General features: G+C 63.6%; 24 protein-coding genes and 1 tRNA gene. 18 read left to right on the top strand and 7 right to left on the bottom strand.

Features of this window, described 5'->3' with window-relative positions; translation table 11 throughout:
* Nucleotides 1-332 precede the first annotated feature (332 nt).
* From N4G42_RS12145 to N4G42_RS12160, 4 genes are all read left to right on the top strand, one after another.
* Nucleotides 333-1,505, top strand: coding sequence for an HPP family protein (locus N4G42_RS12145; protein ID WP_260667344.1), 1,173 nt, complete (start codon nt 333-335; stop codon nt 1,503-1,505).
* A 302-nt stretch (nt 1,506-1,807) separates the two neighbouring features.
* Nucleotides 1,808-2,059, top strand: a complete 252-nt coding sequence (gene infA / locus N4G42_RS12150; protein WP_015014402.1) for a translation initiation factor IF-1 — start codon at nt 1,808-1,810, stop codon at nt 2,057-2,059.
* A 188-nt stretch (nt 2,060-2,247) separates the two neighbouring features.
* Nucleotides 2,248-2,324, top strand: a tRNA-Pro gene (locus N4G42_RS12155).
* A 227-nt stretch (nt 2,325-2,551) separates the two neighbouring features.
* Nucleotides 2,552-3,367: a heparan-alpha-glucosaminide N-acetyltransferase gene (locus tag N4G42_RS12160; RefSeq protein ID WP_260667345.1), complete on the top strand. Its 816-nt coding sequence runs from the start codon at nt 2,552-2,554 to the stop codon at nt 3,365-3,367.
* 101 nt (nt 3,368-3,468) lie between these two features.
* Here N4G42_RS12160 and N4G42_RS12165 read toward each other — a convergent pair whose 3' ends face one another.
* From N4G42_RS12165 to N4G42_RS12190, 6 genes are all read right to left on the bottom strand, one after another.
* A complete protein-coding gene (locus tag N4G42_RS12165; protein WP_056063551.1) occupies nt 3,469-4,254 on the bottom strand; it encodes a peptidylprolyl isomerase in 786 nt (261 codons plus the stop codon).
* A 66-nt stretch (nt 4,255-4,320) separates the two neighbouring features.
* Nucleotides 4,321-4,581 carry a BolA family protein gene (locus tag N4G42_RS12170; RefSeq protein ID WP_056063548.1) on the bottom strand — a complete coding sequence of 87 codons (261 nt, stop codon included), beginning with the start codon at nt 4,579-4,581 and terminating at the stop codon, nt 4,321-4,323.
* Nucleotides 4,582-4,596: 15 nt separating this feature from the next.
* Nucleotides 4,597-5,136: a septation protein A gene (locus N4G42_RS12175; protein WP_056063543.1), complete on the bottom strand. Its 540-nt coding sequence runs from the start codon at nt 5,134-5,136 to the stop codon at nt 4,597-4,599.
* A gap of 24 nt (nt 5,137-5,160) precedes the next feature.
* Nucleotides 5,161-5,574, bottom strand: a complete 414-nt coding sequence (gene msrB, locus N4G42_RS12180; RefSeq protein ID WP_056063540.1) for a peptide-methionine (R)-S-oxide reductase MsrB — start codon at nt 5,572-5,574, stop codon at nt 5,161-5,163.
* Complete coding sequence (locus tag N4G42_RS12185) at nt 5,571-7,052, bottom strand: protein adenylyltransferase SelO (RefSeq protein WP_260667346.1); 1,482 nt, start codon at nt 7,050-7,052, stop codon at nt 5,571-5,573. The genes msrB and N4G42_RS12185 overlap by 4 nt, the downstream gene beginning before the upstream one ends.
* Nucleotides 7,053-7,131: 79 nt before the next feature.
* Nucleotides 7,132-8,199 (bottom strand): AraC family transcriptional regulator, encoded by a 1,068-nt coding sequence (locus tag N4G42_RS12190; RefSeq protein WP_260667347.1) that lies wholly within the window; start codon nt 8,197-8,199, stop codon nt 7,132-7,134.
* A gap of 185 nt (nt 8,200-8,384) precedes the next feature.
* On the opposite strand from N4G42_RS12190, the gene N4G42_RS12195 reads away from it, so the two are divergent.
* Complete coding sequence (locus N4G42_RS12195; RefSeq protein WP_409557820.1) at nt 8,385-10,118, top strand: carboxylesterase/lipase family protein; 1,734 nt, start codon at nt 8,385-8,387, stop codon at nt 10,116-10,118.
* Between the two features lie 46 nt (nt 10,119-10,164).
* On the opposite strand, the gene N4G42_RS12200 is transcribed toward N4G42_RS12195, so the two are convergent.
* The gene (locus N4G42_RS12200; protein ID WP_260667348.1) at nt 10,165-10,851 is read right to left on the bottom strand and encodes a Crp/Fnr family transcriptional regulator; all 687 of its coding nucleotides are present in this window, start codon (nt 10,849-10,851) and stop codon (nt 10,165-10,167) included.
* 288 nt (nt 10,852-11,139) lie between these two features.
* On the opposite strand from N4G42_RS12200, the gene N4G42_RS12205 reads away from it, so the two are divergent.
* The 13 genes from N4G42_RS12205 to N4G42_RS12265 all read left to right on the top strand — a co-directional run bounded on the left by N4G42_RS12205 (nt 11,140) and on the right by N4G42_RS12265 (nt 25,962).
* Nucleotides 11,140-12,783 carry a 3-(methylthio)propionyl-CoA ligase gene (locus N4G42_RS12205; protein ID WP_260667349.1) on the top strand — a complete coding sequence of 548 codons (1,644 nt, stop codon included), beginning with the start codon at nt 11,140-11,142 and terminating at the stop codon, nt 12,781-12,783.
* Nucleotides 12,784-12,970: 187 nt separating this feature from the next.
* Complete coding sequence (locus N4G42_RS12210; RefSeq protein WP_108499645.1) at nt 12,971-14,203, top strand: branched-chain amino acid ABC transporter substrate-binding protein; 1,233 nt, start codon at nt 12,971-12,973, stop codon at nt 14,201-14,203.
* A gap of 83 nt (nt 14,204-14,286) precedes the next feature.
* Entirely contained in the window at nt 14,287-15,240 is a 954-nt protein-coding gene (locus tag N4G42_RS12215) for a branched-chain amino acid ABC transporter permease (protein WP_056063520.1), read from the top strand.
* Between the two features lie 4 nt (nt 15,241-15,244).
* On the top strand, nt 15,245-16,567 hold the full coding sequence (locus N4G42_RS12220) for a branched-chain amino acid ABC transporter permease (protein WP_056746259.1): 1,323 nt from the start codon (nt 15,245-15,247) through the stop codon (nt 16,565-16,567).
* A 2-nt stretch (nt 16,568-16,569) separates the two neighbouring features.
* Nucleotides 16,570-17,355, top strand: a complete 786-nt coding sequence (locus tag N4G42_RS12225) for an ABC transporter ATP-binding protein (RefSeq protein WP_015014388.1) — start codon at nt 16,570-16,572, stop codon at nt 17,353-17,355.
* A gap of 1 nt (nt 17,356) precedes the next feature.
* A complete protein-coding gene (locus N4G42_RS12230; RefSeq protein WP_260667350.1) occupies nt 17,357-18,052 on the top strand; it encodes an ABC transporter ATP-binding protein in 696 nt (231 codons plus the stop codon).
* 336 nt (nt 18,053-18,388) lie between these two features.
* Nucleotides 18,389-20,488 (top strand): 3-hydroxyacyl-CoA dehydrogenase NAD-binding domain-containing protein, encoded by a 2,100-nt coding sequence (locus tag N4G42_RS12235; RefSeq protein WP_121942754.1) that lies wholly within the window; start codon nt 18,389-18,391, stop codon nt 20,486-20,488.
* Nucleotides 20,489-20,528: 40 nt separating this feature from the next.
* Nucleotides 20,529-21,704 carry an acetyl-CoA C-acyltransferase gene (locus tag N4G42_RS12240; protein ID WP_056063507.1) on the top strand — a complete coding sequence of 392 codons (1,176 nt, stop codon included), beginning with the start codon at nt 20,529-20,531 and terminating at the stop codon, nt 21,702-21,704.
* A gap of 3 nt (nt 21,705-21,707) precedes the next feature.
* Nucleotides 21,708-22,208 (top strand): PaaI family thioesterase, encoded by a 501-nt coding sequence (locus N4G42_RS12245; protein WP_225581328.1) that lies wholly within the window; start codon nt 21,708-21,710, stop codon nt 22,206-22,208.
* 115 nt (nt 22,209-22,323) lie between these two features.
* Nucleotides 22,324-24,192 carry an acyl-CoA dehydrogenase gene (locus N4G42_RS12250; RefSeq protein ID WP_260667351.1) on the top strand — a complete coding sequence of 623 codons (1,869 nt, stop codon included), beginning with the start codon at nt 22,324-22,326 and terminating at the stop codon, nt 24,190-24,192.
* The gene (locus N4G42_RS12255; RefSeq protein WP_121942757.1) at nt 24,192-24,401 is read left to right on the top strand and encodes a hypothetical protein; all 210 of its coding nucleotides are present in this window, start codon (nt 24,192-24,194) and stop codon (nt 24,399-24,401) included. The genes N4G42_RS12250 and N4G42_RS12255 overlap by 1 nt, the downstream gene beginning before the upstream one ends.
* A gap of 183 nt (nt 24,402-24,584) precedes the next feature.
* A complete protein-coding gene (locus N4G42_RS12260) occupies nt 24,585-25,376 on the top strand; it encodes an SDR family oxidoreductase (RefSeq protein ID WP_260667352.1) in 792 nt (263 codons plus the stop codon).
* 154 nt (nt 25,377-25,530) lie between these two features.
* On the top strand, nt 25,531-25,962 hold the full coding sequence (locus N4G42_RS12265; RefSeq protein WP_056063497.1) for a PaaI family thioesterase: 432 nt from the start codon (nt 25,531-25,533) through the stop codon (nt 25,960-25,962).
* The last annotated feature ends 12 nt before the right edge of the window (nt 25,963-25,974 follow it).

The following is a 25,974-nucleotide window of genomic DNA, read 5'->3' on the forward strand; positions in this document are numbered from 1 at the left end:
CATGAATTAAAATGCATGTATTGGATTTTTGTGCAGTATAGATCGTGTTTTTTGGATTCGGGTGGCCGATTTGAGCCTGCGTTGTAGGTAGTTTCCAGCAGGGAGGCGGCAGCGGCACCGACCGGTGCCCGGAGGTGTTCCAACGGATCGATGACCTCTCTCTCTCCTGCAGCATGGCCCTGCCTGCACAATCGTGGACTGATCATCAGACCCGTCGCATATGGCGAGATAGCCCGGCGGAGTAGTAGTGTTGTTGACTGCACGGAGCCGGCCACCATTCAGTCTGCGCCGAGTTGATGCAGCTTGCGGTTGCATCCGCTTTTTTATTCTGTATGCCTCCTTCTTCCCCCTCCGACCTTTCTCCTTCTGCGCCGTCCCGGCCGCCATTGGCGGCGCGCCTGGCCGAATGGCTGCGGCATTTCTGGCCCGCCCCGCTGGGTATTGATGGCAAAGAGCGCCTGCGCTTTGTGGTGGGCGCGGTGATCGGGGTGCTGCTCACGGCATGGCTCAGCCGCTGGTGGGCCCAGGGGAATGGCACTGGACCGTGGATGGTGGCTTCTCTGGGCGCCAGTGCCGTACTGGTGTTTGGCATGCCCTCCAGCCCGCTGGCGCAGCCCTGGCCTGTGTTGGGTGGCAGCACCTTGTCAGCGCTGGTGGGGGCGGTCTGCTCTGCGTTGATTCCGGACAAGGCCCTGGCGGGGGCGGTGGCAGTGGGGCTGGCCATCGCGCTCATGGTGCCATTGCGTTGTCTGCATCCTCCGGGTGGGGCCATGGCGTTGTACGTGGTGTTGACCTCTGGCGATGGGTGGCACCTTGCGGCATTCCCGGTGTTGTTCAACGTCGTACTCCTGTTGATCGCCGCCGTGGTCTACAACGGTTTGACAGGCCGTCGCTACCCGCATCCTCAGCGTGTCACGCCGCGGGTGGCAACGAGTCAGGGCGCTTTCACTGCGTCGGATGTCGATGCGGCGCTGGCCCACTACAACCAGGTGCTCGATGTGAGCCGGGCGGATTTAGAGGGGTTGTTGCACCTGGCGGGCCGTGCAGCTTTTCAGAGAACCCTGGGAGAGTTGCGCTGCGCGGACATCATGTCCAGTCCGCCTCACGCTGTGGAGGCCGGCGTGTCGCTGAAGGAGGCGTGGGCTCTGATGCGTTTGCAGCAAATCAAGGCGCTGCCGGTGGTGGATGCGCAGCGCCAGGTGATCGGTATCGTGACGGTAGCCGACTTCATGCGGCTAGCCAACCTTGACACCCATGAAGGGCTTGGGCAGCGGTTGCGCACACTGGTCATGGGGCGTGGTGGGCAACCCCAGGCAGTGGGCGAGATCATGTCCCACCCTGTCCAGGTGGCGCGCTCGGCCCAGCATGCGATGGACCTTGTGCCGCTCTTTTCGCAGGGCGGACACCATCACATTCCCATCGTGGATGATGTAGATCACCTCGTTGGCATCATCACCCAGACCGACCTCGTGCGTACCCTGGCCTCGGCGGTGCAAGGCCGATAGCGGATGGTTTTCGAGGTTCTGGCTGCGAGCGCTGCGCCCGCGCCACAGGGCAGACCGGGTGTCCCATAGGCAAAACATGGCTTGTCGCGGTACAATTGACAGGCTTTGCACAGCGCTGACGCCTGTTCATTGAAGCCGTCTCCCGGCCCTCTGCCTGATCTGCGCCCTGGGTGCAGCGACTCCCACCGCCCGCCATGCACCGTGTGTCGAGTTTCGACAACGCTGCAGCTGCCGTGGTGAATGCAATAAAACCGCTCAGGCGCCGACCACAGAACATTTGCTTTGAAGAGATAGAGAAACACATGGCCAAAGAAGAACTCATTGAAATGCAGGGCTCCGTCACGGAAGTCTTGCCCGACTCGCGATTTCGCGTCACGCTGGACAACGGCCACCAACTGATTGCCTACACCGGCGGCAAGATGCGCAAGCACCACATCCGTATCCTGGCTGGTGACAAAGTGTCCCTGGAGATGTCGCCTTACGACCTGACCAAGGGTCGCATCACGTTCCGCCACCTCGCCGGTCGCGGTCCTGGCCCTTCCTCCAGCCGCTGATCTTTCCGTTTTCGGTCCGTGGCAGACCGAGGCGGTTCTATAGTTTTTTCTGGTTCGTCTCTTGCCACGTCGCGTTCGCGCGACCGCTCCCTCCTGCGATCTCTTCGCCCTGCTACTTTCTAAAAAAAGTCAAAAAAGCAGGCGATGAGCCAAAAACAGGGGAATTGGCGGGTTAGAATACGAGCTGTCGGAGCGTAGCGCAGCCTGGTAGCGCATCTGCTTTGGGAGCAGAGGGTCGCGAGTTCGAATCCCGCCGCTCCGACCAATGTTTGAAGGCCTTGCAGCAAATGCTGCAAGGCCTTTTTTCTTGCCCCGCCTGGTGCCTTTCAACGCAGAGGCGATCGGGGTCTCGGGGGCGAGCGGAAATGGGCTATTCACCGCCTTCGTTTCCAGCAGGCTCGCGGAATCTACGTACCATTGTGGCCATCGCCGGTTGGCTCCCATTCGCACCGCCCCTGCCGTTTACCGCGCACGGTGCTTGCTGGTATCTCCATGACCTTCTCTGTGCTCTCTAAAGCCGCTGCCGTACAGTTGCCCCAGTCCGAAGCGCTTGCCCTGCCTGCAGTGCAGCGATACGACGCGGTCGATGCTCTGAGGGGAGTCGCCATGGTGTGGATGACGGTGTTCCACTTCTGTTTTGATCTGAGCCACTTCGGCTTGTGGTCACAGAACTTTCGTGTGGATCCGTTCTGGACCACGCAGCGCACCTTCATCGTGAGTCTTTTCCTGTTTTGCGCGGGACTGGGCCAGGCCATTGCGTTGCATCAGGGGCAGGGCTGGCACCGGTTTGGGCGCCGCTGGGTGCAGATCGCCGGGTGTGCGCTGCTGGTGTCCGCGGGGTCGTTTGTGATGTTTCCGGCCAGCTTCATCTATTTCGGTGTGCTGCATGGCATGGCGGTGATGTTGCTCATTGCGCGCTGTACGGCAGGGTGGGGGCGCTGGCTGTGGCTGGCCGGACTGGTGGCGGTGGCCTTGCCGTGGGCTGCGCAGCAGCTTCTGGCGGGGGTATGGGCCGATGCCGCACCCTGGTTCAATGGGCGAGCCCTGAATTGGCTGGGGTTGGTGTCCCGCAAACCGTTCACGGAAGACTATGTGCCCGTGTTGCCATGGTTGGGTGTGCTCTGGTGGGGGCTCGCTGCAGGTCAATGGGCCATGCGCACGCGCAGGGGCTGGTTGCAATGGCCGCTACCCGTGGTGGTGCGGCCTCTGGCGACACTGGGGCGATGGAGCCTGAGCTATTACATGCTCCACCAACCGGTGATGATCGGCCTGCTGATGGCTGTGGTGTGGCTGATGGGGCGGACCTGAGCCTCGTCGAACTGTCTGGCCTTGCTAAACAGGCCGAGCCATAAAAAAACGCGACCGAGGTCGCGTTTTTTGTGGCCATGACGGCTGGGGGGCCGAGTGGCTTATTCCACCTTGGCCTTGGCGCGCAGGTCTTCCTGGAACTTGGCCAGCTTTTGCTGCTGCAGTTGCTGCGCCACTTGGGGCTTGACTTCTTCGAGCTTGGGCAGCTCTGCCTGGCGCACATCGTCCAGGCGGATGATGTGCCAGCCAAACTGGCTCTTCACGGGCGTCTCTGTCATCTTGCCCTTTTCGAGCTTGACCAGCGCTTCGGTGAACTCGCTCACGTAGCTCGATGGGTTGGCCCAGTCGAGGTCGCCGCCCTTGGCGCCGGAGCCTGGGTCCTTGGATTGCTTCTTGGCGATGTCTTCAAACTTGGCGCCCTTCTTGATGGACGCGATGATGGCCTTGGCGTCGGCTTCCTTTTCCACCAGGATGTGGCGGGCCTTGTATTCCTTGCCGCTGTTGGCTGCCACGAACTTGTCGTATTCGGCCTGGATTTCAGCGTCGGTGACGGGGTTCGTCTTCTGGAAGTCGGCGAACAGTTCGCGAATCAGGATGGCCTGGCGTGCCAGGTCCAGCTGGGCCTTGTAGTCTGCCGAGGTTTCCAGGCCGCGCTTTTGAGCTTCCTGCATGAAGATTTCACGGGCAATGACTTCTTCCTTGATCTGGCCTTCGATGTCGGGCGTCACGGGGCGGCCCGAGCGTTCGACCTGCTGCTTGAGCGCTTCGACGCGCTCCTTGGGAACTGCCTTGCCGTTAACAATGGCGACATTCTGGGCGGAAACGGGCAGGGCCAACGTGCCCAGCACGGCAGCGGCAACGAGGCCGGACAGGAGCTGTTTCTTCATGCGGAATCCAAAAAATGAGGGGTTGTTTGCCGACTGAAATCCGGCAGATGTTGACTTGAGGCCGGCTCAGAGAACTTCAATGGCGAGGGCGTGAACGCCTTGGTCAATAAATTCTTGCAGCGCATCATACACAAGGCGGTGTTGGGCCACGCGGGAGCGTCCTGTAAAGAAAGGTGACGAAATTCGCACCCGAAAATGGGTGCCGAATCCCGTGCCGTTGGCGCCCGCATGGCCTGCGTGGGCGGCGCTTTCGTCCAGCACCTCCAGGTGGCTGGGTGTGAGGCGCTCGGCCAGTGTCTGGTGCATCTGGTCTGCGATGGAGTTCATGGGCTTCACACTCGTTCAGGTGGTGGGCTCGTCGCCCTTGAGGTGGGGCGCAATGTAGATACCCTGCGCCACCAGGAAGACCAGCGGAAACGCATAGCCCCACAGCTTGAAGTCCACCCAGGCTTCGGTGCTGAAGTTCATCACCACGTACGCGTTGATGGCGGACATGAAGGCGCAGTAGATGATCCAGGCCACGTTCAGCCGCTGCCAGACGGCGTCGGGCAAGTCCAGCTGGCTGCCCAGCAGCATCTTGAGGAAATTCTTTTTGAGCGCCCAGAGCGCCACCGCCAGGGCCACCGACATAGCGCCATAGAGCACTGTGGGTTTCCATTTGATGAACCGGTCGTCCTGCAGGACCAGCGTGAGCGTGCCAAACAGCAGGATCAGCACCAGGGTGACCTTGTGCATGGTCTGCAGGCGCCGGTCGATGGCGTAGATGATGGCCATCTGCAAGGCCGTGGCCGCCATGAGCACGGCGGTGCCTACGTAGATGCCGTAGAACTTGTAGGCCCCGAAGAACAGCAGGATGGGGAAAAAGTCGATCAGAATTTTCATGGAGTCAGCAAGGAGTCCCGGGCTTCAGCGGTCGCCGGACTCGAAGTCCAGCGAGGCCGAGTTCATGCAATACCGCAGCCCGGTGGGCGCTGGGCCATCTTCAAACACATGGCCCAGGTGCGCCCCGCATTGTGCACACACCGTTTCGGTGCGGACCATGCCATGGCTGCGGTCCACGATTTCGGTGATGGCGCCGGGGATGGCTTCGGAAAAGCTGGGCCAGCCGCAGCCCGCGTCAAACTTGGTGACCGAGTCGAACAGCTTGGCGCCGCAGCAGACGCAGTGGTAGCTGCCGTCGGCCCAGTGGGCTTCGTACTTGCCGGTGAAGGGGCGCTCGGTGGCGGCATGGCGCGTGACCTGGAAGGCCACGGGTTCTGCGCCTTTTTCGCGCAGTACGGCTTGCCATTCGGCGTCAGTCTTCTGGATGGGATGGGTCATGATGAACAGCTGATCTCGATGGAAGACGCCCAGTCGGGCGGGAAGGCGGCGTAGGCGTCATGCCCCGGGTGCTCGTCAAACGGGCGCTCCAGGAGCCGCTGCAGGGTTTGGAGTTCACCGAAGTCGCCAAGTTTCGCCGCACGAATGGCCTGTTCGCCCAGGTGGTTGCGCAGCACGAACTTGGGATTGGTTTTGAGCATCAAATCGGCTTGATGCGCCACATCCATATGTCTTGAGTGCTCTGAATATAGTAGCAACCATTGGTCCAGGCCAGCACGGTCCGCAAACAGGTCGCGCACGGGCTCCATGTCTTGGGTGCCCACGGCCTGCGACAGTCGGCGCCAGAAGATGGGGTAGTCCACCCGGTTCTGGGCCAGCAGCAGCAAGATGCCGTCGATGAGAGCGCCATCGCCGTCGCTGGCCTCCCGCAGCCCCAGCTTGGCGCGCATGCGGGCCATGAAGGCCTCGGGGAAAACCGTCTTGTAAGACTCCAGGGCCTGCTTGGCCAGTTCCTGGTCGCCGATCAGGGGCAGCAGCGCCTGTGCCAGGCAAAACAGGTTCCAGTACGCCACGTTGGGCTGGCGGTTGTAGGCGTAACGGCCTTGCGAGTCGCTGTGGTTGCACACGTGGCCGGGCACAAACGCGTCGAGAAACTGAAACGGCCCGTAGTCAATCGTCAGGCCCAGGATGCTCATGTTGTCGGTGTTCATCACCCCATGGCAAAAGCCGACCGCCTGCCACTGCGCCATGAGGCGTGCGGTGCGCTCGCTCACGGCCCGCAGCAGGGCGGCGTACGGGTTGCCTGCCAGGTCGGTGCTGTCCCGGCATTCGGGGTAGTAGCGGTCGATGACGTAGTCGGCCAGCGTTTGCAGCGCGGCCTTCTGGCCGTTGGCAGCAAAGTGCTCGAAATGACCAAAACGCACAAAGCTGCGTGCCACGCGGGTGACGACGGCAGCGGTCTCGATTTCTTCGCGGCGGACGTGCGCGGGCGAGCCGGTGATGCACAGCGCGCGCGATGTCGGCACACCCAGTCCGTGCATGGCTTCGCTGCACAAAAACTCGCGGATGCTGGAGCGCAATACCGCACGGCCGTCGCCCATACGAGAGTAGGGCGTGCGGCCTGCACCCTTGAGCTGGACCTCCCACCCCGTAGCCGTCTCCCCGAGCATGATGGCGCGCCCATCGCCCAGCTGACCGGCCCAGACGCCAAACTGGTGTCCGCTGTACACGCTGGCCAGGGGGCGCGAGCCTGCCAGCAGGCGGTTGCCGGTGAAGGCCTGCAGGGCCTCATCGCTGCGCAACGCGGCTTCATCCAGCCCGAGCAGTTGCGCCACGGCGGGGCTGGTGCCTACCCAATGGGGCGTGGGCAGAGGGGGGGGGCGCAGTTCGGTGAAAAAGTCGGTGCCCAGCGCGGCAAAGCGGTGGTCCCAGGCGAGGCCGAGGTCGGTGTGGGCGTCGCTGTCGGCAGTCAGGGTCATGGGCTGGATTGTCTCGCAGGCCGGATGCCCCGGCGCCCACAGGGCCATGGCAGGGCGGGGATAGCCTGCACCGCGACCGCTACAACAACGCTGCCGCCGTCAGGCAGGCCGGGCCTGACGCAGGCTGCAGCAGCTGCTGGCGGTACTGGCCTGGGGGCATGCCAAACCAGCGCTTGCAGGCCCGGAACAGGTTGCTCTGGTCGCTGAAACCCAGCTGGTCCGCCACCTCGGCCAGGCTGCGGCGCGGGTCGGCCAGGTATTGGCGTGCCAGCTCGCTGCGGGTGTCGTCCAGAAGTTGCTGAAAACTCACCGACTCTGCCTGCAGCCGGCGCTGCAAGGTGCGATCGGTGAGGTGCAGGCGCGCAGCCACGTCATCGCGGCGGGGTTCGCCGAGGTGCAGCATGCGCGATATCTCCGTGCGCACCTTGGCGCTGACCAGCGACTGGCTCAACGGGCCCAGTTGTCCCAGCTCGGCCTCCACCAGTTGTTCGTGCAGCGCCCACAGGTTCGGGTTGTGGGTGGGAATGGGTTGCAGCAGGTCGGCTTCGGCCATCAGAAAGCGGTTTACCGGCTGGCCAAAGCGGGGGGGTACGCCAAATGCCGCGCGGTGTCGCGTGTCGTCGGCCGGCGCTGGGGTGACCAACTCCACGGCCAGGGGCGTGAGGTCGCGCCGGGTGAGCCAGTCGCACAGCGTCAGCAGGGTCAGCACCGCAAACTCCACCCGCTGTCGCGGTATGGGGCGCGAGGCGCCGATGTGGTTGAGCACCATCCAGTAACCGCGTGGGTCTCGCTCCATCGAGAACGTGGTGGCGTCCGAGATCAGCGCCATGTGCCGGTCCAGGTGCCTGAAGCCTTCGAGAAGATTGGGCCCCGAGGCCAGTGCGTGGCCGACCAGATCCAGCTTGCCGTAGCGCGCGGCCAGCTGGCGGTCCAGGCCCAGCCCCGGGCGATCGTAGTGCTGGGCTGCGGCCTCCCACAAGCGGCTGACGCGGTCCACATCCACGCGGGTGTGGGGGTGCTGCAGGCTCTCCAGATCGATGTCGGCCTGCGCGCACAGGGCTTGCACCGGCAGTCCCTCGGCTGCAAACAGCTCCGCAATGCCGCGCACCCAGGCGGCAGAGCTGGTGCGCTGCGGCAATGGGTTCATGGGCAAGCCCCAGTCTCAGGGTTTACGCGCGGGTGGTGTTCTGAAGTCACTGTTTTGGTGTGGTTGCGATAGTGGGTTGTGGGCCGGGCGTTTCCACAATCGGCGCCGAGGTCGGTCCCAGGCGCGAGTGTGATGCGTTCTGCAGGCCCGCCCCATTCCTGAAAACCCCGAAGGAGACAAACAACATGGCCTATTTTGCAAAGAGCCTGCGCTGGGGCGCAGCATGCCTCGCCGCCGTGATGACCACGGCGTGTGGTGGTTCTGGCGGTACGCCGCCCGAACTGCGCGAAACCCGCTATGGCATGGTGCGCGGCACGGATGACAGCACCACCAGCGGCACTTATGCCTGGAAGGGCATTCCCTACGCCCAACCCCCTGTCGGGGCCCTGCGCTGGCAGCCGCCCGCGGAGCCCGCCGCCTGGACGGGCGAGCGCAGCGCCACCCGGTTTGGCAGTGCGTGCCTGCAGATGGGCCGCATTTACGGCCCGGGCGCCAACAACCGCTTTGACGACACGATTGGCCAGACGCTCAACACCCCATTGGGCAGCGAAGACTGCCTGACCCTCAACATCTGGCGTCCAGCCACCGCGCAGGACAACCTGCCTGTGCTGGTCTTTATCCATGGTGGCAGTGCCATCTCGGGCTACACCGCCGACCCGGTGTACGACGGCGCCGCGCTGGCCAAGTCGGCCAATGCCATCGTGGTCACAGCCAACTACCGGCTGGATGTGCTGGGGTATCTGCAGTTGCCCGCCCTGCATGCCGGCAACAACGGCAGTGGAAGCAGCGCAGGCGGCAGCACCTATACCGGCAACTACGCGCTGCTGGACGTCGTGCAGGCGCTGCGGTTCGTCCAGGGCAACATCGCCCGGTTTGGCGGCGATGCGGGCAACGTCACGTTGATGGGGCAGTCGGCGGGGGCCATCAATGCCTTGGCGCTGCTGACCGCACCGCAGGCCACCGGGCTCTTCCACAAATTGGTACCGATCAGTGGCGGGATCTCCTTGGCGTCGAACCTGCCCGCCGGGTCCATCCCCACGCTCAACCCGGTCTCCCGCTACGCCACACAGGCCAGCCAGTTGCTGGCGCATCTGGCCGTGGCCGATGGCCTGGCACCTGGCCTGCCCGAAGCCCAGGCCCTGGTGGCCAGCTGGCCCCCCGCGCAGGTGGCCAGTTACCTGCGTGGCAAGGATGCGCGGGTCGTCTTGCAGACGGTGCTGGCAAAGGGGCTGACAGGTTCGGGCCCGATCCCGGACGGTGTGGTGCTTCCGGCCGATCCGATCACGGAGATTTCTGCGGGCCGCTATCAGAAAGTGCCTGTTTTGTCCGGCTACACGGCCGAGGAGGGCAAGCTGTTTGCCCCGTTCCTGGTGCTGCTGGGCGGCAAGCCCGGCATGAAGATCGGCGATGCCGAGCGCTTTGCGATGATGCAGCGCTTCGACCCTGATGCCACCACCACCCTCACTGCGGCGGACATTCTGGATGCGTCCTACCTGCCGGTGACAGCCCCGGGCACGGGCTATAACGCACGCACCCAGATGCTGGGCAATGTGTTCATTGGCGCCAGCCGCGACAACCTGCTGAACGCCCTGAGCAGCCAGCAGAGCAATGTGTGGAACTACCGGTTCAACTGGGCCCGGCAGCCCGCACCATGGAACGATGTGTACGGCGCGGCCCATGCGTTCGACCTGCCCTTTGTGTTTGGCAACTTCGGTCCCTCGGTGTTTGCGAAGGCGACCAACAGCACCGCCAACCAGCCGGGGCGCCTGGCCCTGTCGCGGGCCATGATGGACAGCCTGCGCGCCTTTGTGCACACCGGCGATCCCAACAACGCAACGCTGGGCCAGACCTGGCAGCCCTGGCCCCGCAAGTTCATCTTTGATGCAGACCAGAAGGCGGTGCGCCTGAGCGTGCAATGACCCTCGTGCTGCAGATGTCGAACAGACCCCGGCCGAATGCGGGTGTTCAGTGCGCGGCCGTGGCGGCGAGGTATGCGTTCAGCGCCTCGTCGTCCACGATGGCCACGCGCCCGAAGTCCAGCGACACAATGCCCATGCCCTCCAGCGACTGCAGCACCTTGTTCACGGTCTGCCGCGACAGGCCCACCAGCTGGCCCAGCTCTTCCTGCGTGAGGTTGAGCCGCCGGGTGCTGCGCCAGAACAGGCGGCTGAGGTACAGCGCCACGCGGTGCTCGGTGGACTGGGTGCGCCCGGCCTCGATGATGGTCATGGCCTGGCCCAGCCGCATGTTCAGATGCTGCACCAGGAACTGGTTGAACGCCAGGCTGGTCTCGCGCAGCGTGGCAAACAGCGGCAGGGGCAGGCACAGCAGGGTGGTGGGGCGCAGTGCCACCACGTGGTACCGGCGGGGCTCGGGCTTCATGGCCGAGCCCTCGCCAAACCATTCACCGTCAGGCACGCCGATGAAGGCGGACGACCGGCCCTTGCTGGTGGGGCTCTGCAGCATCACCAGACCCGACAGCACGGCATGCCAGCCCCGCACGGCGCTGCCGGCGGGCATCATCACCGCGCCCTTGTCGGCCTGCTCGGCAAACACCTCTTCGCGCAGCCGCTCCTGCATGGCGGCAGGCAGGCCCGCGAACCAGGGCTGGGCGGCAATGAATCGTTGGGCAGAAGGGGCAGCGCAAAGCATGGGCCCGATTGTCGCTGCAGCGGTGCCGGCGGTTCAGGGTATTCCCTTGCCCTTTGTCAGTGGGACGACAAGTGTTGGCAGCCATGCCCGCCGGGCGCACACTCCGCAGCGGTTCACGGGGTTCGGCGACTTTGCAGCCGTGCCGCCGCCGGTGCCGCGCCAGTGCGGTGGTGCGGCGTGCGCGGGTTCATCCCAGTGGCGTGCGGGGGCACGACGCGGGCGACACCCGGACGCCGGTACGCGCGCTACGATGACCGTTCCATTCACTACAACATCCAAGGAGTATTCATGCTGGGCTTGATGCAGAGTCAACCGTTGCTGATTTCGTCGCTGATCGAATTCGCAGAGCGCCACCACGGCGACGCCGAAATCGTGTCCCGACGGGTGGAGGGGGACATCCATCGCTACACGTACCGCGACCTCGCCGCACGTGCCCGCCGCCTGGCCAACGCGCTGGATGACCTGAAGCTCCAGTTCAGCGACCGGGTGGCCACGCTGGCATGGAACGGCTATCGCCACATGGAGATGTATTTCGGTGTGAGCGGATCGGGCCGCGTGCTGCACACCGTCAATCCACGCCTGCACCCCGACCAGATCGCCTGGATCATCAACCACGCCGAAGACCAGGTGCTGTGCTTTGACACCACCTTCCTGCCCCTGGTGCAAGCGGTGCACGCCAAGTGCCCCACTGTCAAGAAATGGGTTGCCCTGTGCGACGCCGACAAGCTGCCTGCCGACACCGGCATTCCCGGCCTGACCAGCTACGAAGCCTGGATTGGCGCGCAGTCTTCGGACTACGCATGGCCTGAGTTCGATGAGAACTCTGCATCGAGCATGTGCTACACCAGCGGCACCACAGGCAACCCCAAGGCCGCGCTGTACAGCCACCGCTCCACCACGCTGCACGCCTACGCTGCGGCGCTGCCTGATGTCATGTGCCTCTCGGCCCGCGACTCGGTGCTGCCCGTGGTGCCCATGTTCCACGTCAATGCCTGGGGCATTCCGTACTCGGCCGCGCTCACTGGCTGCAAGCTGGTGTTTCCAGGCCCAGCGATGGATGGCAAGTCGATCTACGAATTGATCGAAGCGGAGAAGGTCAGCTACGCGGCGGGCGTGCCCACCGTGTGGCAGATGATGCTGGGCCACATGAAGCCTGCGGGCCTCAAGTTCTCCACACTGCGCCGCACGGTGATCGGCGGATCGGCTTGCCCGCCCGCCATGATCCACGCCTTCAAGGAAGACTACGGTGTGGAGGTGCTGCACGCCTGGGGCATGACCGAGATGAGCCCGCTGGGCACGCTGTGCACGCTGAAGAACAAGCACCTCGTCATGTCCAAGGACGAGCAGATGAAGATCCTGCAAAAGCAGGGCCGTGCGATCTATGGCGTGGACATGAAGATCGTGGGTGGCGACGGCAACGAGCTGCCCTGGGACGGCAAGACCTATGGCGACCTGCTGGTCAAGGGCCCCTGGATCGTGGGCAGCTACTTCAAGGGCGAGGGCGGTGACCCGCTGGTGCGCGACGCGCAGGGCAGGGGCTGGTTCCCCACGGGCGACGTGGCCACCATCGACGCCGACGGCTTCATGCAGATCACCGACCGCAGCAAGGACGTGATCAAGTCCGGTGGCGAATGGATCAGCTCCATCGACATCGAGAACATTGCGATGGCCCATCCCGCCATTGCCATGGCAGCGTGTGTGGGTATGCCGCATCCCAAGTGGGACGAGCGCCCCATTGTGGCCGTGGTCAAGCGGCCTGGCGCAGAGGTGACGCGCGAAGCGCTGCTGGCCTTCTACGAAGGCAAGACGGCCAAGTGGCAGATCCCTGACGACGTGGTGTTTGTCGATGCCATTCCGCTCGGTGCCACCGGCAAGATGCTCAAGACCAAGCTGCGTGAGCAGCTCAAGGATTACAAGCTTCCCGGCCTGTGATCAGGGTGGGGCAATGCATGTGCGCGCATCGCTTGCGAGCGCCATTTTTTGCGCTGCCCCAGGCTGGTGCGCGCTCGGGGGAGCGCAGCGCCAGTCACGTGTGCGACGCTGGTAGGGGCAATCCCTGAGCATCGCTTTGTTGCAACGCGGTACGCTGCGTTGTGTCGATTTACAAGGAGACAAAAGCATGAAGTTCGCTATTAAGGCTGTAGCAGCCTCGGTAATCTTGGCAAGCGCTGGCGGGGCCTTCGCTCAAAAGGGCGAGACGGTCAAAATCGCCTGGCTCGACCCCCTGTCTGGCCTGATGGCGGCCGTGGGAACGAACCAGCTCAAGAGCTTCCAGTTCATCGCTGAAGAGTTCAACAAGAAGAACCCTGCCGGCGTCAAATTTGAAATCATCGGCATCGACAACAAACTCAGCCCGCAGGAAACCACCAGCGCCCTGCGCTCGGCCATGGACCAGGGTGCGCGCTACGTAGTTCAGGGCAACGGCTCTGGTCCCGCACTGGCCATCATGGACGCGCTCGAAAAGCACAACGCACGCAATCCCGGCAAGGAAGTCCTGTTCCTGAATTACGCTGCCGTGGACCCAGACCTCACCAACAGCAAGTGCAGCTACTGGCACTTCCGTCTGGATGCAGACACCTCCATGAAGATGGAAGCGCTGACGACTTACATGAAGGACCTGCCAGAGGTCAAGAAGGTTTACCTGATCAACCAGAACTACTCGCACGGCCACCAGGTCTCCAAGTTCGCCAAGGAGATGATGCAGCGCAAGCGCCCCGACGTGCAGTTTGTGGGTGACGACCTGCACCCCCTGGCCCAGGTGCGCGACTTCTCGCCCTACATCGCCAAGATCAAGGCGTCGGGCGCTGACAGCGTGATCACCGGCAACTGGGGTTCTGACCTGGCACTGCTGATCAAGGCCGCTAACGACGCGGGCCTGAACAACGTCAACTTCTACACCTATTACGGCTCTGTCACTGGCAGCCCCACCGCCATGGGCTCTGCCGCTGCAGGCCGCGTGTACATGGTGGCTTACGCCCACATGAACCTGCCTGGCCCGCTGAACCAGATCGTTGTGGACTACAAGAAGAAGTTCAACGACGACATGTACACCGGCGCCGTGTACCACGCCTTCACCATGCTGTCCGAAGGTTTCGTGAAAGCCAAGTCCACCGACCCCGTCAAGGTGGCCGCAGCGTTTGAAGGCATGAAGTTCAAGAGCTTCAACGGTGAAGTCGAAATGCGCAAGACCGACCACCAGTTGCAGCAGGGCCTGTTCATTTCCAAGTGGGAAAAGGCCGGCGGCAAGTACCCCATCGACTCAGAAAACACCGGCTACACCTTCGTGCCGCTGAAGTACTACGAGCCCTACGTGGCCAGCACGCCCACTTCGTGCCAGATGAAGCGCCCCTAAATCCGGCGCTGGCGTTTCGGCGCCAGAACTTCGAGGCCCGACGTACTCGGGCCTTTTTTTTCCCTCCGTGATGAAAAATTCCAATGAATCCTGAGTTTTTCGTGATCTCTTTGCTGAACGGCGTGAGCTACGGGCTCCTGCTGTTCATGCTGAGTTCCGGCCTCACGCTGATCTTCAGCATGATGGGCGTGCTCAACTTCGCACACACCAGCTTCTATATGCTGGGTGCCTATTTCGCGTTCACCATCTCCGGGGTGGTGGGCTTTTGGCCTGCGCTGGTGCTGGCACCGCTTGTGGTGTTTGTGCTGGGGGCTGCGTTCGAGCGCTACGCCCTGCGCCGGGTGCACAAGTTTGGCCATGTGCCCGAGCTGCTGGTCACGTTTGGGCTGTCGTACCTGATTCTGGAGGTCGTGCAGCTGGTCTGGGGTCGCTCCACGGTGCCTTACGGCCTGCCAGAGCAATTGCAGGGACCGCTGTTCTCGCTGTACGGCACGCAGTTTCCCAAGTCGCGTTCGTTTGTGATGCTGGTGGCGCTGCTGATGCTGCTGTCGGTGTGGCTGCTGCTCACACGCACCCGCATCGGGCTGGTGATCCAGGCGGCTCTCAAGTACCCAGAAATGGTGGAGGCGCTGGGCCACAACGTGCCGCGTGTCTTCATGCTGGTGTTTGGTGGTGGCGCCGCGCTGGCGGGCCTGGCGGGCGTGATCGGTGGCAACACCTATGTGACCGAGCCTGCGATGGCTGCGTCTGTCGGCTCCATCATCTTCGTGGTGGTGGTGGTGGGTGGCATGGGCTCGCTGGCTGGTGCTTTCATCGCTTCGCTGCTGATTGGCGTGGTGCAGACCTTTGCCGTGGCGCTGGACTACTCGCTGATCCACGTCTTCAAGGCCGTGGGTGTGGCGGTGACCGACCAGACCTTTGGCTATCCCTTGCTCAAGCTCACGATTTCCCAGGTGGCGCCCATCCTGCCGTACCTGTTCCTCGTGCTGATCCTGATCTTCCGCCCCAAGGGCCTTTTGGGCACGCGGGAGGACTGATGCCATGAATTCAACCACTCATCCTGTCTCCAGTGCCACGTCGCACTACCGGTTCAAGCCCTGGAACGTCGGGCGCTTTGTGATCTGGACGCTGTTTGCCGCAGCACTGATCGTGGCGCCCATGCTGTTTCGCAGCAGTCTGGCGCTGACCATGCTCTCGCAGATCGGCTACCTCATCATCATCTGCCTGTCCTACAACATGTTGTTGGGGCAGGGCGGCATGCTGAGCTTCGGCCATGCCGTGTACACCGGTCTGGGTTCGTTCATAGCCATCCACGCCATGAACATGGCAAGCAAAGGTAGCTTCAGCATTCCGCTGGTGCTGATCCCCATCGTGGGCGGGCTGGCGGGGGCGTTCTTTGCCATCTTGCTGGGCTTTGTCACGACCAAGAAGTCGGGCACCACATTCGCCATGATCACGCTGGGCATTGGCGAGCTGGTGGCTTCGATGGCGCTGATGTTCCCCGAGTTCTTCGGGGGCGAAGGCGGCATCACCACCGACCGCGTGTATGGCCAGTCGTTCTTCGGCATCACCTTCGGTCCTGCCATTCAGGTGTACTACCTGATCGCCGTGTACTGCTTCGTGTGCACTGCGGCGATGTTTGCCTTCACCGGCACACCGCTGGGCCGCATCCTGAACGCAGTGCGCGACAACCCCGAGCGTGTGGAGTTCATTGGCTACAACACGCAGCGGGTGCGCTACTTCGCCTTCATCATTGCGGGCTTTTTTGCCGGCATTGGTGGTGGTCTGGCCACCATCAACTTCGAGATCGTGACGGGTGCTGACAGCCTTAACGTGGTGCGCTCGGGTGGCTACCTGCTGTTCACCTTCCTGGGCGGCGCCACCTTCTTCTTCGGCCCCATCATTGGTGCCGTGCTGCTGGTGCTGGCTTCTGTGCTGCTGTCCGAGCTGTCCAAGGCCTGGCTGCTATATCTGGGCCTGGTATTCCTGTTCATGGTGATGTATGCGCCCGGTGGCGTGGCCAGCCTGATCATGATGAACCTGCGCTTGGCCAAGTTCGGCAAGCTGCGCCAGCTGTGGACCTCTTACCTCGCGCTGGGCGGTACTGCCCTGGTGGGTGTGATGGGCGCAGCCTGCATGATCGAGATGACGTACCACTTGCAGCTCAATGCCGCGCTGGGGCCAGAGTTGACCTTCCTCGGCGCCACGCTCAACGCCAAGGGCTTTACCAGCTGGTTTGGCGCGGTGTTCGTGATGGTGACGGGCTTTGCCCTGTTTGAACTCTGCCGCCGCCAATTTGTGCGCCAGTGGAGCAGGATCCAGGAAGAAATAGAACATGAAATCAAGCGCGGGGAGGCTTTGTAACCATGGCGGCTGACAACGCAACCTATGCGCTCGAACTGCGCGACCTGCGCAAGAGTTTTGGCAAGACCGAGATCATCCGTGGCGCCAACTTGGCGGTGGCGCCTGGCGAGCGCGTGGCCATCATCGGCCCCAACGGCGCGGGCAAGTCCACGCTGTTCAATCTGATCAGCGGGCGCTTTGCGCCCACCAGCGGCGATGTGATCCTGAATGGCCAGCGCATCAACGGCATGGCACCGTACGAGATCAACCGGCGCGGGCTCTCGCGCAGCTTCCAGATCACCAACATCTTCCCCAAGCTGTCGGTGTTCGAAAACCTGCGGTGCGGCGTGCTGTGGAGCATGGGCTACAAGTACACGTTCCTGCGCTTCCTGTCGAACCTGCACGATGCCAACGAGCGCGCCAAGCAGCTCATGGAGATGATCAAGCTCGACAAGAAGCGCGACACGCTGGCGATGAACCTGACCTACGCTGAGCAGCGCGCGCTGGAGATTGGCATCACCATCGCGGGCGGTGCCAATGTGATCCTGCTGGACGAACCGACGGCCGGCATGAGCAAGACCGAGACCTCACGCTTCATCCACCTCATCAAGGAAGTGACCGAAGGCCGCACGCTGTTGACGGTGGAGCACGACATGGGCGTGGTGTTCGGCCTGGCCGACAAGATCGCTGTGGTGGTGTATGGCGAGGTGATTGCCTTTGACACGCCCGACAAGGTGCGCGCCAACCAGCGCGTGCAAGAGGCCTATCTGGGCTCGGTCGTTGCGGACGAGCAAGGGGCGGGACACTGACATGCTGAAAATCGAAAATCTCCACGCCTATTACGGCAAGAGCCATGTGCTGCATGGCGTGACCTTTGATGTGCAACCCGGTGAAATCGTGGCCCTGCTGGGGCGCAACGGTTCGGGCCGCTCCACCACCGCCAAGGCCATCATGGGTCTGGTGGACTGGGAGGGCACACTCAACTGGAAGGGGCAGGACCTCAATGGCAGGAAGGCCTACGAGATCGCCCACCTGGGGGTGGGTTATGTGCCCGAAAGCCGCGATGTGTTCCCCAACCTCACCGTGCACCAGAACCTGATGCTCGGCCAAAAGGGCAGTGGCAAGAACAGCCGCTGGTCGTTCGAAGACATGTACGAGATGTTCCCCCGACTCAAGGAGCGCCAGCACACCGAGGCGGGCGTGATGTCGGGCGGCGAGCAGCAGATGTTGACCCTGTGCCGCACGCTCATGGGTGACCCGGACCTCATCATCATCGACGAGCCCACCGAGGGTCTGGCACCCAAGATCGTCGAGCTGGTGGGGCAGTACCTGCAGACCATCAAGTCGCGCGGCATCTCGGTGCTGCTGATCGAGCAGAAGCTGACCATTGCGATGAAGATCTCAGACCGCGCACTGGTGATGGGCCACGGCTCTATCGTGTTCCAGGGCACACCGGACAGCCTGCGGGCCGACAACTACATCCGCAAGGAATGGCTTGAGGTGTGAAGCCCCCCTGAGTCGCCTGGCGGCGCCTTCCCCCCATTGGGGGGACGCCCCCAGCGCGGCGGGGCGGCCCTTGCGCGGGGGCGCTGGCCTGCGGCGCGCCAGTTTCACCGACTGAGGTCATGGTGAAGCCTGAGAAGCTGCTCCCATGTCGATCTGCAGAGGTGCCCTGTCTTCGGTGGTGCCTCTTTTTTTTTTGCCTGTCGGAGTGTGCTCTTCAGGGAATGTCTGAAACCCCCTTGTCCCGCCCGGGACAAATTGACACGCCAAATGGGTTTGAAGTCTCTACAATAAAAACGCACGATCGTTCTTTTTCACTTTCCAAGGAACAACAGCACCATGACCGCTGAATACAAAGTCCACGGCTCCGTTGCCGTGATCACCATGGCCAACCCTCCCGTCAACGGACTCGGTCTGGCGACCCGCCAGGGCATCGTGGACGGCCTTGGCCGTGCCAATGCCGATGCAGCGGTCACGTCCATCGTGATTACCGGTGCCGGTGGTGCGTTCTCTGGCGGCGCCGACATCAAGGAGTTCGGCACCGACAAGTCGCTGCAAGAACCCAACCTGCTGTCGGTGATTGCCGCCATTGAAAACTCGGCCAAGCCCGTCGTGGCTGCCATGCACAGCGTGGCCATGGGCGGCGGGCTGGAACTGGCCCTGGGTTGCCACTACCGCATTGCGGCGCCTGGCTGCTCGATTGCACTGCCCGAAGTCAAGCTGGGCCTGATCCCTGGCGCAGGCGGTACGCAGCGCCTGCCCCGCGTGATTGGTGTGGAAGCCGCGCTCAACCTCATCGTGAGCGGCGAGCCCGTCAAGAGCGAAATGATCGGCGCCGTGCCCGGCCAGAAGCTGTTTGACAAGATGGCCGCGTCGGCCGAATCGCTGGCCGCAGAAGCCCTGGCGTTTGCCCAGAGCGTGGCCGATGCCCGTCCGCTGCCCCTGGTGCGCAACTTCCCCTGCAAGCACCCCGAAGGCGATGCGTACTTCCAGTTCGCACGCAACATGGTCAAGGGCATGGCCAAGAACTTCCCCGCACCCGCCAAGTGCGTGGACGCGGTCGAAGCGGCCACCAAGAAGAAGTTCGCCGAAGGCATGCTGGTCGAGCGCGAGATCTTCATCAACCTGATGTGGACGCCCGAGTCGCGTGCACTGCGCCATCTGTTCATGGCTGAGCGTGCAGCCTCCAAGATTCCTGATGTGGCCTCCGACACCCCCAAGCGCGACATCAAGCTGGTGGGCGTGATTGGCGCGGGCACCATGGGCGGCGGCATTTCCATGAACTTCCTGAACGCGGGCATCCCCGTCAAGATCCTGGAAATGAAGCAGGAAGCCCTGGACCGTGGCGTGGCCACGATCAAGAAGAACTACGAAGCCCAGGTCAAGAAGGGCAAGCTCAAGCAGGACAAGTACGAGCAGCGCATGGCCCTGCTGAGCACCACGCTGAGCTACGACGACTTCAAGGACTGCGACCTCATCATCGAAGCCGTGTTCGAGGAGATGGGCGTCAAGGAAGCCGTGTTCAAGCAACTCGACGCTGTGGCCAAGCCCGGCGCCATCCTGGCCTCCAACACCTCCACGCTCGACGTGGACAAGATCGCAGCGTTTACCAAGCGTCCGCAGGACGTGGTGGGCATGCACTTCTTCAGCCCTGCCAACGTGATGAAGCTGCTGGAAGTGGTGCGTGGCAAGGAGACCGCCAAGGACGTGCTGGCCACCGTGATGGCCATCGGCAAGAAGATCAAGAAGACCTCGGTGGTCTCGGGCGTGTGCGATGGTTTCATCGGCAACCGCATGATCGAGCAGTACAGCCGCCAGGCTGGCTTCCTGCTGGACGAAGGCTGCACGCCCCAGCAGGTGGACAAGGCCATCGAAAAGTTTGGCTTTGCCATGGGCCCGTTCCGCATGGGCGACCTGGCGGGCAACGACATTGGCTGGGCCATCCGCAAGCGCCGCTCCGTCGAACGTGCCGACATGAAGTACAGCCGCACGGCCGACAAGCTGTGTGAACTGGGCCGCTTCGGCCAGAAGACCGGCGCAGGCTGGTACGACTACCAGGCCGGCAAGCGCGACGCGATCCCGAGCGACCTGGTCAACAAGATGATCGAAGACCACCGCAAGGAGCTGGGCATCACGCCGCGCAAGATTTCGGACGAAGAAATCGTGCAGCGCCTGGTGTTCGCACTGGTCAACGAAGGCGCGCACATCCTGGAAGACGGCATTGCCAGCAAGTCCGGCGACATCGACATGGTGTACCTGACCGGCTACGGCTTCCCCATCCACCGTGGCGGCCCCATGCACTACGCCAGCGAAGTGGGTCTGTTCAACGTGGTGCAGGCCATGGACCGTTTTGCCAAGAACCCGCTGGATGACGCAGCGTTCTGGAAGCCCGCTCCGCTGCTGGCCAAGCTGGCCGCCGAAGGCAAGGCCTTCCAGTAAATAGCCGCGTGCACCCATCTACAGAATCAAAGGAATTCACATGACCTCCGCAGTGATTGTTTCCACCGCCCGCACGCCGCTCGCCAAGAGCTGGAAGGGTTCGTTCAACATGACGCATGGCGCCACCCTGGGCGGCCATGCCGTGCAGCACGCTGTGTTGCGCGCCGGCATCGACGGTGCAGACGTGGACGACGTCATCATGGGTTGCGCCACGCCCGAAGGCGCCACCGGCAGCAACATCGCGCGCCAGATCGCCTTGAAGGCCGGTCTGCCCATCACCGCCTCCGGCGTCACGGTCAACCGCTTCTGCTCTTCGGGTCTGCAGACCATTGCCATGGCCGCCCAGCGCATCATCGCTGGCGAAGCCGATGTGTTCGTGGCCGGTGGTGTTGAAAGCATCTCCTGCGTGCAGCAGGAGATGAACCTGCACATGATCCAGGACCTGGCTCTGGCCAAGCAAAAGCCCGAGATTTACTGGAGCATGCTGCAGACCGCCGAGCAGGTGGCCAAGCGCTACAACATCGGCCGCGAAGCCATGGACGAGTACGGTGCAGGCAGCCAGCAAAAGGCCTGTGCCGCTCAGGCCAACGGCTTGTTCGATGCAGAAATCGCCCCCATCACCGTGACGGCCGGTGTGGCTGACAAGACGCTGGGCCTGATCACCAAGCAAGTGACGGTGAGCAAGGACGAAGGCACACGCGAAGGCACGACGGTGGAGGCCATCAGTGGCCTGCGGTCGGCACTGCCCGGTGGCCTGATTTCGGCCGGCAATGCCAGCCAGTTCTCTGACGGAGCCGGTGCCTGCGTGATCACCAGCGAAGAGTACGCCAGCAAGAAGGGCCTCAAGCCCCTGGGCCGTTTCCTCGGCTTTGCAGTGGCCGGTTGCGAGCCTGACGAAATGGGCATCGGCCCCGTGTTTGCCGTGCCCAAGGTGCTGAAGAAGCTGGGCCTCACGGTGCAGGACATCGACCTGTGGGAGCTGAACGAAGCCTTCGCCGTGCAGGTGCTGTACTGCCGCGACAAGCTGGGCATCCCGGCGGACCGTCTGAACGTGAACGGCGGCGCCATCGCCCTGGGCCACCCCTACGGTGTGTCGGGCCAGCGCCTCACGGGCCACGCCCTCATCGAAGGCAAACGCCGTGGCGCCAAGAAAGTGTGCGTGACGATGTGCATCGGCGGCGGCATGGGCGCTGCGGGCATTTTCGAGGTGCTGTAAGCCATGTCCGGGCAGGCCTCGTCGCCACCGCGCACCGACATCCCCGATGTCGTGGTGTCGCCCGAGGTCTTCCTGGCCATGGGGCGTGAGGTACTGGCATCGCAGCCGTTCAGCATCCTGGTGGGGGCACGGCTACATGCCTTGTCCCCAGGGCACTGCGAGCTGCACCTGCCCATCACGCCCCAGTTGCTGCAACAGCACGGGTTTGTGCACGGGGGCGTGCTGAGCTATGTGGCCGACAACGCCCTGACCTACGCAGGAGGCACCGCGATGCGGGTGCCCGTGGTGACCTCCGAGTTCAAGATCAACTACCTGCGCCCTGCGGTGGGCGAACTGCTCATCGCCCGTGCGCAGGCGGTGCACCATGGCCGCGCGCAGGCGGTGTGCCGCTGCGATGTGTTGGTGGTGCAGGCAGGCACCGAAAAGCTGTGCGCCGTGGCGCAAGGCACCATTGCCGCACTGCCACCGCGCGAAGACGCGGCACCGTCGCCCGCTGGCGCCTGATGGTGGCAAGGGATGGGAGCATGTTCCTCCTCACTCCTGCGCCGTTTACTCCTTATTTGATAGCTGCTGGCGCATGATTTATCTGCGCCTGGGGCTGTTTTAACCCTGAAATGCCATGAGCCTACGTCCCACCGTCGATTTCCTGCTCTATCAGTGGCTGAACGCCGAGAAGCTGCAAACCCGCGAGCGCTTTGCAGACCACTCCCGCGAAACCTTCGATGCCGTGCTCGACACCTCCGAGCGCATCGCGCGCGAGAAGTACGCTCCCTTCAACCGCGTGGTGGACACCGAAGAACCCCGCACCGAGACCGAGCCCGACGGCACGCTGCGCGTGGTGCTGCCGCAAGCCACCTACGAAGCACGGCGCGCCTACGCCGAGTCGGGCCTGCTGAGCGCCGCGCAGGACTACGACATTGGCGGCATGCAGCTGCCCTACACGGTGGAGGCTGCGGCCAACAGCTTTTTCGCGGCCGCCTCGATCAGCATTGGGTCCAACCTGCTGACCTCGGGCAACGCCAACCTGCTCATGGTGCATGGCACCGACCTGCAAAAGCAGGTGTTTGCGCTCAATGAATTCAACGGCCGCTGGTCGGGCACCATGTGCCTGTCGGAGCCACAGGCGGGCTCGTCCCTGTCCGACGTGGCCACACGCGCCGTGCCGGATGGCGAGGGCTTTGAGAGCGACCCGCTCGGCCCCCGCTACCGCCTCAAGGGCAACAAGATGTGGATCAGCTCGGGCGACCATGAGCTGACCGAAAACATCGTGCACCTGGTGCTGGCCAAGATTCCGGGGCCGGACGGCAAGCTGGTGCCCGGCACCAAGGGCATCTCGTTGTTCATCGTGCCCAAGAAGCTGGTGGACACCGACGGCCAGCTGACCGGCGTGCGCAACGACGTGGCGCTGGCGGGCCTGAACCACAAGCTGGGCTGGCGCGGCACCACCAACACGCTGCTGAACTTTGGCGAGGGCAAGTACCCCGTGGATGGCCAGGCAGGCGCCGTTGGCTATCTGGTCGGCCAGCCCGGCAAGGGCCTGCACTGCATGTTCCACATGATGAACGAGGCGCGCATTGGCATCGGCATGGCCGCCACCATGCTGGGCCTGGCCGGCTACTACGCCAGCCTGGACTACGCCAAGAACCGCCCCCAGGGCCGCCCCGTGCAGGGCCCCAAGGACGGCGCGGCGGCCGTGGTCAAGGACGCCGCCCAGCCCCAGGTGCGCATCGTGGAGCACGCGGACGTCAAACGCATGCTGCTGGCGCAAAAGTCGTATGGCGAGGGCGCCTTGGCGCTCAACCTGTTCTGCGCGCGGCTGGTGGACGAGCAACACACGGGCGATGCCGCTGCGGCCGACGAAGCCCGCCTGCTGCTGGAGGTGCTGACCCCCATCGCCAAGAGCTGGCCCAGCGAATGGTGCCTGGAGGCCAACAGCCTGGCCATCCAGATCCACGGCGGCTACGGCTACACGCGCGACTTCCCCGTGGAGCAGTACTGGCGCGACAACCGCCTGAACATGATCCACGAAGGCACCCACGGCATCCAGGCCATGGACCTGCTGGGCCGCAAGGTGCTGATGGAAGGCGGTCGTGGCCTGCAACTGCTGGCCGGGCGCATCAACGCCACCATCGAGCGCGCCATCCAGGTGCCCGCGCTGGCCGCCCATGCCAACGCGCTGGGCAAGGCGCTGCAGGACGTGGGCGCGGCCACCAAGGCCGCCTGGGCCACGGGTCAACCCGCTGATGCGCTGTCCAATGCCGTGCCCTACATGCAGGCCTTTGGCCACACGGTGCTGGCCTGGGTGTGGCTGGACGTGGCGCTGGCCACCCTGGCGGCCGATGCAGCCCTGGCGCAGCCCGCCAGCGTGGGCCGCATGGGCGCCATGCGCTTTTTCTTCCATTACGAGCTGCCCAAGATCGGCGCCTGGCTTCAAGTGGTCAGCACGCGCGACGCGACCTGCGCCAGCTTTCCTGAAGAGGCGTTCTGATGGCGGCTCTGAGCACGTTGCAGCGCTTGCAAAAGCTCATCTGGGTGCTGATCTACGGCGGCCTGCTCACGCTGGTGCTGGGCATTGCCACCGCCCGCACCGACGCGGCCACGGGCTGGGTGCTGATGGTGGGTGGGGGCGTAGTGGCGGCAGTGGGCGTGGTGCTGATCGCCGTGCGTGCGCGGCTCAAGGCCGACCCCCAGGGCTGACGCTGCGGCACCGCGGCAGCCACCTGGCGGGCCCCGTGCGGAGCGGACGCGGCGGCGACACAATGCAGCCTTCTGGCGCCGCACAATGGCTGCCTGTATTCCACCCCCTGGCTGGCGCATCCCAGCGCCGGGCTGTGGTCCGAGAACATCCATCGACTGGCAAAAATCCAAGGAGACATTCACATGACACGCACCATCCAACAACTGTTTGACCTGACGGGCAAGACTGCCCTGGTGACCGGCGGCTCGCGCGGCCTGGGCCTGCAACTGGCCCACGCGCTGGGCGAGGCGGGCGCCAAGATCGTGCTCAGCTCGCGCAAGGCGTCTGACCTGGAAGAAGCCACGGCCGACCTGCAGGCCACAGGCATCGACGCGCGCTGGATCGCCGCCGACTGCGCCAAGGAAGAGGACATCCGCCGCCTGGCCGACGAGACCTTGCAGCGCCTGGGCCATGTGGACATCCTGGTCAACAACGCGGGCGCGGCCTGGGGCTCTCCGGCTGAAGACCACCCCGTGGAGGCCTGGGACAAGGTGATGAACCTCAACGTGCGTGGGTACTTCATCCTGAGCCAGCACATCGCCAAGCACAGCATGATCGGCCGCCGCAGCGGCAGCATCATCAATGTGGCGTCCATCGCCGGCCTGGGCGGCAACCCCAAGGGCATGAACACCATTGCTTACAACACCTCCAAGGGCGCGGTGATCAACTTCACACGGGCGCTGGCGGCCGAATGGGGGGCCTACAACATCCGCGTCAACGCGATCTGCCCGGGCTTCTTCCCGAGCAAGATGACGGTGGGCACGCTCAAGGCAATGGGCGAAGAAGCGCTGGCGGCCCACGCCCCCCTGGGCCGCCTGGGCGATGATGAAGACCTGAAGGGCCTGTGCGCGCTGTATGCGTCGGATGCGGGCAAGCACATCACCGGCCAATGGCTGGCGGTGGACGGCGGCGTGAGCATTGTGACTGGCGGGTGAACATCCCCCTGAGCGGCTGCGCCGCTTCCCCCTTCTCTCGAATCGCTGAGCGATTCGGGAAGGGGGACGACGCAATCGCTGCGGGGCGGCCCTTGCTCTGCGTCCATCGCCCGTGCCGCGCCAGTTGCGACCTACATTTCCAAAGGAAAAAGCCTTGATTAGTTTTGGTGTCGAAATCCCCTTTGTCAGCCACCTGGGCTTCACGCTGCACCGCATGGAGGACGGCGAGTCCGAGCTGCGTTACGAAGCCAAGCCTGAGCACCTGAACTCGTTTGCCGTGACCCACGGCGGCGCGTCGATGACGCTGCTGGACGTGACCATGGCGACGGCCGCGCGCAGCGTGACGCCGGACATGGGCGTGGTCACCATCGAGATGAAGACCAGCTTCATGCAGCCCGCGCGCGGGCCGCTGGTGGCCAAGGGGCGATTGATTCACCGCACGGCCACCATGGCGTTCACCGAGGGCACGGTGTACGACGCCCAAGGCAAGGTGTGCTGCCACGCCACCGGCACGTTCAAGTACGTCAAGCGCCTGCCTGTGGACGGGCGCAATGTGAATGACCTCAAGGTCATCTCCACCGACTGAGCCAGTGGTTGA

Origin of the sequence: Acidovorax sp. K2F, from assembly GCF_025246485.1 — a bacterium.
GTDB lineage: Bacteria > Pseudomonadota > Gammaproteobacteria > Burkholderiales > Burkholderiaceae_C > Acidovorax > Acidovorax delafieldii.